The sequence below is a fragment of the Arthrobacter sp. FW306-06-A genome (genome assembly GCF_021870055.1).
Taxonomy (GTDB): domain Bacteria; phylum Actinomycetota; class Actinomycetes; order Actinomycetales; family Micrococcaceae; genus Arthrobacter.
Genome location: NZ_CP084552.1, coordinates 3,364,013 through 3,375,817 on the forward strand (window position 1 = coordinate 3,364,013; position 11,805 = coordinate 3,375,817).

Here is an 11,805-nt window from a genome sequence, read left to right on the forward strand (position 1 = left end):
GGCGGCGTCATATTCGCCAACAAAGGACGAGCAACACCAGTTCACGTAAGGTAACGCTGCGTCACAAAGGATTTTTACCTGTGCTGCGCCAGGAACGTGCCCCTGCGGATAATGAGCCGCTCAAGGTAGCCACGCAGGATGAGCCGCTCGACGGCGCGGCCCAGGACACCCAGCGGGGCGGTGAACTGAACGCGGTCCGTCATGATGCTTCCGGCGGCTGTTGGTTGGAACTCATGCACATGCTTGAAAGCCTTGAAAGGGCCCTTCACCTGCTCATCCGTGAAGCTGCGTGGGAAATCGAAGTGGGTGACCCGGCTGGTCATGGTGAGCGGAATACCGAAGTGCTTCGCCCGCCAGGTCACCTCCTGGTCCTCCCCGATGAGCCCGCTGGTGACGCCGGCCACCGCCCGTTCCCCGGCGTCCTGTTGGGAGTCCAGATGCAGGTCGATGCTGCGTGCCCGGTCGAAGAGTTGTTCCACGGGCAGCGTGGACTCGGTGCGGCACACGAAGCTGACGGTCATGGCGTCAGTCTGCCATTCTTCCGGACCGCCCCGGGCCCCGTGGTGGGGCACTTTGGCGGGCTCCGGCGTCGCAACGGCCTGATGACCCGGCCTGTCCGTGCCAAAGTGCCTCGTCTTGGTTCCGGGCAGCGGCAGGAAACAGCAGAGCCCGACGGCGGGACTCGCCGTCGGGCTCTTGCGGTGCGTTGGGAAGGGGCTGTGTTGGGAAGCGGTTGGGTCAGCGGGTGCTGCCGGCCAGGAGGCCGCGGCGGCGCAGGAGCCGCTTCTCGATGGGGCCGAAGACCAGCAGCTCGATCAGGATGCCGACCGCGAGGATCAGCAGGATGGCAGCCATGACGATGGTCATGTCGGACAGATCCCGGCCCTGGTCCAGCAGGGAACCCAGGCCAAAGCCGATGGTGCCGCCCACGGCAATGATTTCCGCGGCCATGAGGGAGCGCCAGGAGAAGGCCCATCCCTGCTTCAGGCCGCTGAGGTAGCCGGGCAGCGCGGCCGGAAGGATGACCTGCAGGGCCATCTGGAGCCGGGATGCGCCCAGGACGGTGCCGACCCTGCGGTACTGCGGTGGAATCTGGTCCACGCCCGAGATCAGCCCGTTGATGATGGACGGGATGGCGCCCATGAACACCACGAAGTACACGGTAGCGTCAGTAAGTCCGAACCAGATGATCGCGGCCGGAACCCAGGCCACCGAGGGCAGGACCTGCAAACCGGAAATCAGGGGGCCAAACGCGCGGCGCAGCGGTGCAACCTGGGCCAGCAGCAGGCCCACCGGCGTGGCGATGGCCACCGAAATCAGGAAGCCCACCACACCACGCTGCAGGGACGTCCAAATGGATTGCTGGAACTTTCCGTCGCTCCACAGGACGCCCATCTGGGCCACGACGTCCAGGGGGCCGGGAACGAGGTCTCGCCGCTTCACCCCGAGCGAGACATAGAACTGCCAGATGAGCACCAGGACCACCAGCGCGGCCACGGGCAGCAAAATGCGGCTCCAGTCGACCCGGTGCTTGCGGTCGGCGTCGGACTGCAGCGAGTCAAGGCCGGACTCGAGTTCCCGGAGGTCCTCCTTGCCAGTGGACGTCCGGGTCAAAGCGGCATGCACGTGCTCACGGGTTTCGGAAGCATCAGCCGTAGCACCGGATGCCGCCTCCGTGCGTGCTTCCGCGAGGGGTGTCGGGTTACTTGGCATGGCGGCGAATCTCCTCCCGCAGCCGGGCGGTGATAACCCCGGTCAGCTGGCCGGCGAGCCCGGCGTCGGTTCGGTGTTCCTCGGTGACGGCCCATTCCTGGACTACGCGGCCGGGGCGGGAGGACAGCAGCAGGACCCGCTGGCCCAGGCGGACGGCCTCGCGGACGTTGTGGGTGACGAAGACGATGGTCCGCCCGGTTTCCTTCCAGATGCGCTCGAGCTCGTCGTGCAGCAGGTCCCGGGTGATGGCGTCGAGGGCGGCGAACGGCTCATCCATGAGCAGCAGCTGCCGGTCCTGGGCCAGGGAACGGGCCAGTGAGACGCGCTGCCGCATGCCACCGGACAGCTCGTGCGGGCGCTTATCCCCGGCGGAGCCCAGGTGCACCAGTTCCAGGAGCTCCTGGGCTTTGGCGCGCCGTTCGGTTTTGCCCACGCCGCGCAGCTTCAGGGCCAGCTCGATGTTCTCCCGGGCCGTCAGCCACGGGAAGAGGGCGGCGTCCTGGAACATGAAGGCGGCGCCGTCGCTGGGTACTTCCAGGGCGCCCGACGTCGGCGCTTCGAGTCCCGCGATGATGTTCAGGAGGGTGGATTTGCCGCAGCCGGAGGCACCAAGGAGGGCAACGAATTCGCCCTGTTTGATGTTGGCGTTGACGTCGTCCAGTACCGGGGCGCCGTCGCCGAAGCGCTTGCCCAGGTGTTCCAGTACGACTGGCATGGTGGCGTCCTTAGGTAGTGGTGGGTCAGTCCTGGCCGAGGCCGGCAGCTGAGATCTTGTCGCCGCCGGTCACCTGGTTCAGGCCGCGAAGGTCGAAGAGGCCGTTGATGTCGGCCTTTTTGGTGGTGCCTGCGTCCACGCCGTCCTGCAGCAGCTTGGGGTAGCTGCCGGCCAGCGGGTCGAGGGTGAAAGTGATGTTGGACAACGATCGGGCCAGGACGTCAGCGGGCAACGCTGCCCCAGCGGATTCCTGCAGGGCGGAGTTGATGAGGCTGGCCTTCTCATCGGCCGGAGCCGAGTTGAGCCATGCCACCGAGTCCGCATTGCCCTTCAGCAGGGCCCTGACGGTGTCCGGGTGGTCAGCAGCGAATCTCTGGTTCACGATCAGGATGGTCGTGGGAAACTCGCCGGGCTTGCCGGTGCCGGCCCCATCCCACAGGTCTTTTTCATCCACCAGCACCTTGGCGCCGGCCTGGAGCACCAAACGTGAGGCCCAGGGCTCAGGCAACCAGGCGCCGTCGAGCTTTCCGTCCTGGAACAGCTTCAGCGTCTGAGCGTTGTCCGTGGGGTTGATGGCCACGTCACCGCTGCCGTCCACGTTGGTCTTGTAGCCCTGCTTGGTGAGCCAGGCCCGGAGTGCCACGTCCTGGGTGCCGCCGAGCTGCGGGGTTGCCAAGGTCCTGCCTTTGAGGTCGGCCGCGGAGTTGATCCCCGGCTCGACCACCAGCTGCGCACCACCGGCCGCGGCTCCGGCAATCACGCGCACGGACTGGCCCTGGCTCTTGGCGAACGAGTTGATGGCCGGATTGGGGCCGATGTAGGCGGCATCGATGGCGCCGGCGTTCAGGGCCTCGATCGCGGCCGGGCCGGCGTTGAAGGTCTCGGTGCTGAGCTTGGTGCTGCCCAGGGCCTCCGCGAGGAGTCCCTTCTTGACACCCACCAGCGCTGCGGCATGGGTGACGTTCCCGAAGTAACCCAGCTTCAGCTCGGCGGCCGGGGTGGGCTCGGCGGCCTGTGCCTCGGTGTTGCGGGAGATGTTGGAGGCCACGATGGCCCCGACGGCGATCAGCAGGACCAGCCCGATGGCCAGGGCAGCCTCGGCGGCGCGTTTGCGCGTGGGGACCGCGCTTTCGCCTGCCACGATGCGGGTCATCCCGGGCTTGGAACTAGTCATTGTTTCACCATAGGGAGTGGCCCAAACCCGTTCAACGAAGCGGAAACGGGGGGTCACGCACGTTCATCTGGCGTCATATTTTGCCCTGCTGTTGCCCGGGCTGCCCAGATTCAGTTGCCCTTGACGTTGACCAGCTGCCGCAGTTTGTGCCGCACGGTGACCAGGTCCGCGGCGTCCTGCATGACCTGGTCGATCGGCTTGTAGGCGGCCGGGATTTCGTCAATGAAGGCCTCCGACGCGCGGAACTCGATGCCCCGCATGGCGCGTTTCAGTTCCTCCAGGGTGAATGTCTTTCGGGCGGCGTTTCGGGAGTATTCCCGCCCGGCCCCATGCGGGGACGAGTTCAGCGATGCAGGGTTGCCCCGGCCTTCCACAACATATGACGCCGTCCCCATGGATCCAGGGATCAGTCCGGGATCGCCGTGGCCGGCTTTGATGGCTCCCTTGCGGGACACCCAAACCGGCTTGCCGTAGTGCGTCTCCTGCTGGGTGAAGTTGTGGTGGCAGTTGATCCGCTCGCGTTCCTGCACGGGGCCTCCCACCCAGCGGCTGAACTGGGCAGTCACGCGGTCCATCATTTCCTCCCGGTTCAGGAGCGCGAAGTGCTGGGCCCACCGCAGCTCGGCAATGTACCGCTCGAACTGCTGCGTCCCCTCGTCCAGGTAGGCCAGGTCCGGGTGGGGCAGGCGGATCTGATGCTTGCGGCCCACGTGCTGGGCGACGCCGATGTGGTGCTGCGCGATCCTGTTGCCGATGCCCCGCGAGCCCGAATGCAGGAAGAGCCACACGCCGTCGTCCTCATCCGCTGAGACTTCGATGAAGTGGTTGCCCGAGCCCAGGGACCCCAGCTGCAGCTCCCATTGGGCGACGTATTGGGCGGGGTTGAACCCTGCCTTGGCGGCCCGCCGCTTCAGTTCGGCGATTCGTGGCTCAGCAGTGGACAGGACCTTCCGGTTGTTGTGGCCCGCGGACAACGGAATGACCCGCTCGATGTCCTCGCGGAGGCCTTTGCGGTCCTTCGGCAGGTCCTTTACCGAGTACTGGGTGCGGACCGCAATCATGCCGCAGCCGATGTCCACTCCCACCGCGGCCGGGATGATGGCGCGGAGTGTGGGGATCACCGAACCCACGGTGGCGCCCTTGCCCAGGTGCGCGTCCGGCATCAGCGCCAGGTGGGGGTAGATGAACGGCAGGGCCGCCGTCATCACCGCCTGTTCGCGGGTCTTGTCGTCCAGGATCGACGCCCAGTTCAAGAGTTTCGGACTGATGGTTTCCATTGCCGCCTCCTCTGACAACCATACGAGACGGCAGAACCGCGGCTCGTTCGCCTGATCCGGCCTTGGAAGGTCAGGTTTGGCGAACGGACCGCGGTTGCGGAAGCGGACGGTGGGGAAACGGGCATCTACGCCCGGCGGTGGGCGGGCTGTCGCTGATCCTGGAAAGTCAGGTTCAACCGGGGCCGCCGCATGTTGCGCAGGTTGAACCAGCAGAACATCATCAGCCCAAAGTACAGGGTCAACTCCATGACCTCGCCGTATTCGGAAATGACGAAGGTGGGGGTCGGCCAGATTACCAACCGGAAGAGGCGATAAGCCGCCGCCAGCCCGAAGGCGGGCACGAGACAGAGCGGAGGTACAAGCAGATGGCTGTACGTGGAGTGCTTCAACCGTTTCCGGAACGCCGCCCAAAGCGGAACGCATGTTCCATACAGGCTTGCCAGGAGCATGGCATACGGGACCAGCACCTGCACCGCCCGGAGATTGTGCAGATTTGTCTCACCCTGGCGGTTGACCTCTTGCAGCTCTTCAGGGGTGCCCCATCCGAAGATGCGCTGGCCCCAGGAAATTTCCTCACCGGCAAGGAACACAACGCCAAGGGCCACCACGCCGTAAAGCAATGCCATGCCCACTTGCCGTCTCCGCAGCAGGCGGACGCTGAGCAGTGCCAGAATGACGGCGGCGGCCACGAGGCACGCAAACTGGAGCCACTCGATCGGGTGGTCCTCGTCCACAATCCAGAGATAGAACTCCTTGAAGGGAACAGTTGCCGCCACAGCGACGGACAGGATGATGGGCAGCAGTACCAGCAACCGCGCCCGGCGGGGAGCAATGTTCCATTCGCGCGAGTCGATCGTGACGAGCTCGCTCCCCCTTGTGTACCACTCCTGGTTGGTTGGCATCCTGCCTCCTCAAAGTATCCGGCCATGGCCTGCAGTCGCAGGCATTGATGCAATGCCTGAGCTTCCCACGGCTCCAAACAGGCAGGGAACATCCCCCGGCAACCTTTGTGGTAAACGTGCGGAATGCCGCAGTCACGTGAAATCGCCGGAAACGCAGCGGGGCCGCCGTAACGATACGGCGGCCCCGCAGGGTTCAGGCGATTCCGGTGCGAACTAGATGCTGTAGCGCTCGTCCTCGTGGTCGCCCGGGTGGTCCTTGACCAGGCCCGCGGCCAGCGTGTTGCCGTCCAGTGGATCGATGACCAGGAACGCGCCGGTCCGGCGGTGGTGCAGGTAGTTCTCCAGCGGCAGCGGTGCGGCGAGGCGCAGCTGGGCGTGCCCGATGTCGTTGAGCTCCAGGCCGGAGGCGCCCTCGAGCTTGAAGGTGGACAGGTCCAGCTTGCCGGACACGCTGCGGACCATCGCCTGGACGGTGCGGGTTCCGTGCTTGACCAGCACCTTCTGCCCTTCGCGCAGCGGCTTCGGGGAGAGCCAGCAGAGGGCGGCGTACAGGTCGGCGGAGGCTTCGCGGACGGTGCCGGCGGCGGCGATGGTGTCACCGCGCGCGACGTCGAACTCGTCCGCCAAGCGGATGGCCACCGACTGCGGCGCGGCGGCTTCCTCCAGGGAGGCGCCGGCAAAGTCGATGCCCGCCACGGTGGTGGTCCGCGGGGACTGACCGGGCGTCAGGACGGACACCTGGTCCCCCACCTTCACCGACCCTTCGGTGATCTGGCCGGCGTACGCGCGGTAGTCGCGGTAGGCCTCCGCGTCCAGCCCGGCGGCCACGGCGTCCGGTGCCAGGGCACCCTGCGGCCGGATGACCAGCTGCACCGGGAACCGGAAGCTTTCCAGGTGGCTTTCGAGTTCATCGGCGGCCGGAAGGGTCTCCAGAACCTCCAGCAGTGCGGGACCGGTGTACCAGGGGGTGCGCTCCGAGCGCTCCACAACGTTGTCGCCGTCGAGCGCGGAGACAGGGATCACCAGCAGGTCGGAGATCCCGTCCGAGCCGAGGCCCAATTCGCGGCCCACCTGCTGCACATCCGCTTCGATCTCACGGAACACCGACTCGCTGAAGTCCACCAGGTCGATCTTGTTCACGGCCACGATCACGTGCGCCACGCGCAGCAGCTGCAGCACGGACAGGTGGCGGCGGGTTTGCTCCAGCACGCCCTTGCGGGCGTCGATGAGTACGACGACGGCATCCGCGGTGGACGCGCCCGTCACGGTGTTCTTGGTGTACTGCACGTGCCCGGGGCAGTCGGCCAGGATGAAGCTGCGCTGGTCGGTGGCGAAGTAGCGGTAGGCCACGTCGATGGTGATGCCCTGTTCCCGCTCGGCGCGCAGGCCGTCGGTCAGCAGGGCCAGGTCGATCCCGCCCTTTTCCCCGCCGAAGCCGCGGTCAGCCGAGGTGCGGGCGACCGCGTCAAGCTGGTCAGCCAGGATGGCCTTGGAATCGTGGAGAAGGCGGCCCACCAAGGTGGATTTGCCGTCGTCGACCGATCCTGCCGTGGCGAACCGGAAGAGTGTGGTGGGCAGGGCGGTTTCCAGGCCACCGGCAGCGCCGGACAAAACAGTTTCCGTGGTCATTAGAAGTACCCGTCCTTCTTGCGGTCTTCCATGGCGGCCTCGGAGATGCGGTCATCTGCGCGGGTGGCGCCACGTTCGGTCAGGGTGGAGGCAGCGACTTCAACCACCACGTCGGACACGGTGTAGGCATTGGATTCGACGGCGCCGGTGCAGGACATGTCTCCCACCGTGCGGTAGCGGACAGTCTTGGTGATGACTTCCTCGCCCTCGCGGGGCTGGGAAACTTCACCCACCGCGCGCCACATGCCGTCGCGGGCGAAGACCTCGCGCTCGTGGGCGTAGTACAGGCCGGGCAGTTCGATGTTCTCGCGCTCGATGTAGCGCCAGATGTCCAGCTCGGTCCAGTTGCTGATGGGGAACGCGCGGACATGCTGGCCCACCGTGTGCCGGCCGTTGTACAGGTTCCACAGCTCGGGGCGCTGGTTGCGCGGGTCCCACTGGCCGAACTCGTCGCGCAGGCTCAGGATGCGTTCCTTGGCGCGGGCCTTGTCCTCGTCGCGGCGGCCGCCGCCGAACACGGCGTCAAACTTGTTCTGCTGGATGGCGTCCAGCAGCGGGACGGTCTGCAGCGGGTTGCGGGTGCCGTCGGCACGTTCGGCGAGTTCGCCGCGGTCGATGAACTCCTGCACGGAGCCCACCACGAGCTTCAGGCCCAGCCGTTCAACCGTGCGGTCGCGGAAGTCGATGACCTCGGGAAAGTTATGGCCGGTGTCCACGTGCAGCACGGGGAACGGAACCTTGCCTGGCCAGAACGCCTTGGTGGCCAGGTGCAGCATCACGACGGAGTCCTTGCCGCCGGAGAACAGCAGCGCAGGCTTCTCGAACTCGGCAACAACCTCGCGGATGATGTGGATCGCTTCGGACTCCAGGGTGTCCAGACTGCTGAGGCGGGTTGAGACGGCGGACTCAGTCACCTGGGTCTCCTCGGTTAGTGAAGTGCTCATACGTGAAGTCCGCATTCTGTCTTGTCGGAGCCTGCCCAGCGACCGGCGCGGGGGTCTTCGCCGGGCGCCACCTTGCGGGTGCAGGGCTGGCAGCCAATGGAGGGGTAACCCTGGGAAAGCAGCGGGTTGACGGGCAGGAGGTTGTCGTCCGAGTACTGCACCAGCTGGTCGAACGTCCACGCGGCCATCGGGTTGACCTTGACCAGGCCGTTCTTCTCGTCCCAGCTGACCAGAGGCGTGTTGGTGCGGGTGGGTGCTTCGTCGCGGCGGACGCCGGTAAACCAGAGTTCGTAACCGGCAAGGGTGCGCTGCAGGGGCGCCACTTTGCGGAGGGCGCAGCACTGGGCAGCGTCGCGGGCAAACAGGTCCTTGCCCAGGAGCCGGTCCTGCTGCTCCACGGTGGTCTCCGGAAGCACGTCCACCACGTTGACGCGGAGGTTGGCGGCCACCTCGTCCCGCGTGGCGTAGGTTTCCGGGAAGTGGTAGCCGGTTTCCAGGAACAGGACGTCGACGCCGGGCATCTGGTCCGCGACCAGGGCCGGCAGGACGGCGTCAGCCATGGAGCAGGCGACGGCGACGGCGGGGAGTTCGAAGTTGCGCTCCACCCAGGCGATCACGTCACGCGCGGGGGCGTCCCAGCCGAGTTCGGCGGCGCCGGCCTCGGCCAGTGCCTTAAGCTCCTCCGTGGGGCGCTTGGCAGGTGCGGGTGCGAGATGCTTTGCCATTACTGCAGTGCCTCCTCGTCTGCTGTGTGGGCCCATTCGGCGAAGGTCTGGCCTTCGGCGCGGTCGGCAACGAACCGTCGGACCACGCGCTCCACGTAGTCGGGCAGGTCGTCGACGTATACCTTCAGGCCGCGGACGGTGCGGCCCAGGCCTGCTTCCTCTCGGTCGTTGTTTGCCAGCCCGCCGCCAAGGTGGACCTGGAAGCCCGGGGAGGGGTCGCCGTCGGGCGTTGGAAGCATCATGCCCTTCAGGCCGATGTCCGCCGTCTGGATGCGGGCGCAGGAGTTGGGGCAGCCGTTGATGTGCAGGGAGAGTGCCGCGGGCAGCTGGCCCGAGCCGGCGAGGTCCGCGAGGCGGCGTTCGAGTTCGGCGACGGCGGTAGCGGCCGTGTACTTGGTCTCGACGATGGCCAGCTTGCAGTACTCGATGCCGGTGCAGGCGATGGTGCCGCGGCGGAACACGGACGGGCGGGCGGAGAGGCCCAGGGCGTCGAGCTCGGCCACCAGGGGCTCCACCTGGTCCTTCTCGACGTCCAGGACCACGACCTTCTGGTGCGGGGTGGTGCGCAGCCGGTAGGAGCCGCGGGCCTCCAGGGTGTCCGCGAGCTTGACCAGGCCGGATCCGGAAAGGCGGCCCGCGATCGGGGTGGCACCGATGAAGAACTTGCCGTCCTTCTGCTCGTGCACGCCCACGTGGTCGCCGGGGGTTGAAGGCTTGGGCGCGGCGGGGCCGTCGGCCAGCTTGTAGCCCAGGTATTCGTCCTCCAGGACCTGGCGGAACTTCTCCGTACCCCAGTCGGCCAGCAGGAATTTCAGGCGGGCCTTGGTGCGCATGCGGCGGTAGCCGTAGTCGCGGAAGATGCTGGTGACGCCCAGCCACACGTCGGCGGCCTGGTCCGGCTGGACGAAGGCGCCGAGGCGCTTGCCCAGCATGGGGTTGGTGGACAGCGCGCCGCCCACCCAGAGGTCGTAGCCAACGCCGAGTTCCGGGTGTTCAATGCCCACGAATGCGCAGTCGTTGATCTCGTGGACCACATCCTGGCTGGGGTGGCCGGTGATGGCGGTCTTGTATTTGCGCGGCAGGTTGGACAGCAGCGGGTTGCCAATGAACCGCTCCCCCAGCTCGGCGATGAGCGGGGTGGGGTCGATGATCTCGTCCTTGGCAATGCCGGCCACGGGCGAACCCAGGATGACGCGGGGCACGTCGCCGCAGGCCTCGGTCGTGGACAGGCCAACACTTTCCAGGCGGTTCCAGATTTCCGGAATGTCTTCAACCCGGATCCAATGCAGCTGGATGTTCTGGCGGTCGGTGAGGTCGGCAGAGTCGCGGGCAAAGTCCACGGAGATCTGGCCGATCACGCGCAGCTGCTCTGTGGTGAGCGCGCCGCCGTCGATCCTCACCCGCAGCATGAAGTACTTGTCCTCGAGCTCGTGCGGTTCAAGCGTGGCGGTCTTGCCGCCGTCGATTCCCTGCTTGCGCTGGGTGTACAGGCCCCACCAGCGGAACCGGCCGTGCAGGTCCTGGCTGGGGATGGCGTCGAAGCCTTCCTTGGCGTAAATGGTCTCGATACGCTCGCGGACGTTCAGGCCGTCGTCTTCCTGTTTCCAGGTTTCGTTGGCGTTCAGCGGCGTCTTGCCGTCCACTTTCCACTGGCCGTGCGGCTTCGCGGCGGGGCGTGACGGGCGTGCGGGGCGCTTGGGGGCAGCTGAGTCCGCGGACGCTCCGGCTAGAGCTGTATCAGTCATGCATCGACTGTAGGGCGACGCCGAATAGCGTCACAAAGGCCCGGAAACGCTAAGTCACCTAGGGAAATATTTCGTCACGAAACGCCGGACGGCCTTGAACAAGCCACCCTGCTGTGCATCCTGGGACCCCGCGTCGGGCGCCTCCGCCGGGGCTGGCGCGGGACCTGGCGGAGCAGCTTCCGCGGGGGTTTCGTTCATCTTCGCGACGGCGGCGTCGTACCTGTCCAGCGCAATCTCGGCGAGTGTCGGGGACGGCAGCAGGGGTTCGGTGACGACGTCGGCCCCCGCCTTGGCCAGCTGGTCGTGGAAGAAGCCCGGCGCCAGCAGATACGAGGCAATCACGACGCGGCCGCCGACGTCGACCGCTCCTGCGGACTCCCCCGCCCCTGCACCTCCGGCGAGCTCCTCGCGCAGCATGGCGACGGCGTCGGGCACGGAAGGCTGGGCGGAGGCACCATAGGCGGCCACCATCCGGTTGGACCTCAATGCCCGCAGCTGGCCCAGCAGCTCCTCGACGCTCACTGCGGCGTTGGGGTTGGACGAGCCCGCCGCGGCCAGGACGATGACGTCGTTGTCCGTGGTGCCGGCCTCGCGGAGGCGCTGGTCCAGCAGCTGCGCGAGACGGGGATCGGGGCCGAGCGGGGCGGCCGCGGCGCTGCCGGGACGGCTCTTCACGGCGCGGGCGATGTCCACTTTCACGTGGTACCCAACGCTCAGCAACAGCGGCACCACCACGGCGGGCTCCCCCTCCGGCAGGCCAGCCATCACGTCCACGAGGTCGGGCTGCTGGACGTCCACGTACGCTTCGCGGACATCAAGCCCGAGGCGCAGTTCCGCGATGGCGGCGCGCAGGGCATTGACCTCCGCGGCCCCCTGTGCGTTGGAAGTCCCATGGGCGCAGGCGATCATGATGGGGCTGTTCATAGGGGCTAGCGTAACGTTGGAGCCGCCCTGTCCGCCCTCTTTGAAATGCCAGGACGC

11 protein-coding genes are annotated in these 11,805 nt (G+C 66.8%); all 11 read right to left on the minus strand.

Annotated elements, in window-relative coordinates; all coding sequences use genetic code 11:
* Positions 1-74: 74 nt before the first annotated feature.
* Positions 75-521 carry an SRPBCC family protein gene (locus LFT49_RS15695; protein ID WP_236799212.1) on the minus strand — a complete coding sequence of 149 codons (447 nt, stop codon included), beginning with the start codon at positions 519-521 and terminating at the stop codon, positions 75-77.
* A 217-nt stretch (positions 522-738) separates the two neighbouring features.
* On the minus strand, positions 739-1,713 hold the full coding sequence (locus tag LFT49_RS15700) for an ABC transporter permease (protein ID WP_236799213.1): 975 nt from the start codon (positions 1,711-1,713) through the stop codon (positions 739-741).
* A complete protein-coding gene (locus LFT49_RS15705) occupies positions 1,703-2,428 on the minus strand; it encodes an ABC transporter ATP-binding protein (protein WP_236799214.1) in 726 nt (241 codons plus the stop codon). The genes LFT49_RS15700 and LFT49_RS15705 overlap by 11 nt, the downstream gene beginning before the upstream one ends.
* A 25-nt stretch (positions 2,429-2,453) precedes the next feature.
* A complete protein-coding gene (locus LFT49_RS15710; RefSeq protein ID WP_237430530.1) occupies positions 2,454-3,581 on the minus strand; it encodes an ABC transporter substrate-binding protein in 1,128 nt (375 codons plus the stop codon).
* 131 nt (positions 3,582-3,712) lie between these two features.
* On the minus strand, positions 3,713-4,879 hold the full coding sequence (locus tag LFT49_RS15715) for an RtcB family protein (protein ID WP_237428709.1): 1,167 nt from the start codon (positions 4,877-4,879) through the stop codon (positions 3,713-3,715).
* A 125-nt stretch (positions 4,880-5,004) separates the two neighbouring features.
* Positions 5,005-5,781 carry a hypothetical protein gene (locus LFT49_RS15720; RefSeq protein ID WP_236820237.1) on the minus strand — a complete coding sequence of 259 codons (777 nt, stop codon included), beginning with the start codon at positions 5,779-5,781 and terminating at the stop codon, positions 5,005-5,007.
* Between the two features lie 213 nt (positions 5,782-5,994).
* Positions 5,995-7,410 carry a sulfate adenylyltransferase subunit 1 gene (locus tag LFT49_RS15725; RefSeq protein ID WP_236799217.1) on the minus strand — a complete coding sequence of 472 codons (1,416 nt, stop codon included), beginning with the start codon at positions 7,408-7,410 and terminating at the stop codon, positions 5,995-5,997.
* On the minus strand, positions 7,410-8,354 hold the full coding sequence (gene cysD, locus LFT49_RS15730) for a sulfate adenylyltransferase subunit CysD (RefSeq protein ID WP_237428710.1): 945 nt from the start codon (positions 8,352-8,354) through the stop codon (positions 7,410-7,412). The genes LFT49_RS15725 and cysD overlap by 1 nt, the downstream gene beginning before the upstream one ends.
* Positions 8,351-9,079: a phosphoadenylyl-sulfate reductase gene (locus LFT49_RS15735; protein ID WP_236799219.1), complete on the minus strand. Its 729-nt coding sequence runs from the start codon at positions 9,077-9,079 to the stop codon at positions 8,351-8,353. The genes cysD and LFT49_RS15735 overlap by 4 nt, the downstream gene beginning before the upstream one ends.
* Positions 9,079-10,824, minus strand: coding sequence for a nitrite/sulfite reductase (locus LFT49_RS15740; protein ID WP_236799220.1), 1,746 nt, complete (start codon positions 10,822-10,824; stop codon positions 9,079-9,081). The genes LFT49_RS15735 and LFT49_RS15740 overlap by 1 nt, the downstream gene beginning before the upstream one ends.
* A 54-nt stretch (positions 10,825-10,878) precedes the next feature.
* Positions 10,879-11,748, minus strand: a complete 870-nt coding sequence (locus LFT49_RS15745; protein ID WP_237428711.1) for a sirohydrochlorin chelatase — start codon at positions 11,746-11,748, stop codon at positions 10,879-10,881.
* Positions 11,749-11,805: the final 57 nt, after the last annotated feature.

Coding starts and splice junctions, on each gene's coding strand:
- LFT49_RS15695 (WP_236799212.1), bottom strand. CDS start 521: ATGACCGTCAGCTTCGTGTGCCGCACCGAGTCCACGCTGCCCGTGGAA.
- LFT49_RS15700 (WP_236799213.1), bottom strand. CDS start 1,713: ATGCCAAGTAACCCGACACCCCTCGCGGAAGCACGCACGGAGGCGGCA.
- LFT49_RS15705 (WP_236799214.1), bottom strand. CDS start 2,428: ATGCCAGTCGTACTGGAACACCTGGGCAAGCGCTTCGGCGACGGCGCC.
- LFT49_RS15710 (WP_237430530.1), bottom strand. CDS start 3,581: ATGACCCGCATCGTGGCAGGCGAAAGCGCGGTCCCCACGCGCAAACGC.
- LFT49_RS15715 (WP_237428709.1), bottom strand. CDS start 4,879: ATGGAAACCATCAGTCCGAAACTCTTGAACTGGGCGTCGATCCTGGAC.
- LFT49_RS15720 (WP_236820237.1), bottom strand. CDS start 5,781: ATGCCAACCAACCAGGAGTGGTACACAAGGGGGAGCGAGCTCGTCACG.
- LFT49_RS15725 (WP_236799217.1), bottom strand. CDS start 7,410: ATGACCACGGAAACTGTTTTGTCCGGCGCTGCCGGTGGCCTGGAAACC.
- cysD (WP_237428710.1), bottom strand. CDS start 8,354: ATGAGCACTTCACTAACCGAGGAGACCCAGGTGACTGAGTCCGCCGTC.
- LFT49_RS15735 (WP_236799219.1), bottom strand. CDS start 9,079: ATGGCAAAGCATCTCGCACCCGCACCTGCCAAGCGCCCCACGGAGGAG.
- LFT49_RS15740 (WP_236799220.1), bottom strand. CDS start 10,824: ATGACTGATACAGCTCTAGCCGGAGCGTCCGCGGACTCAGCTGCCCCC.
- LFT49_RS15745 (WP_237428711.1), bottom strand. CDS start 11,748: ATGAACAGCCCCATCATGATCGCCTGCGCCCATGGGACTTCCAACGCA.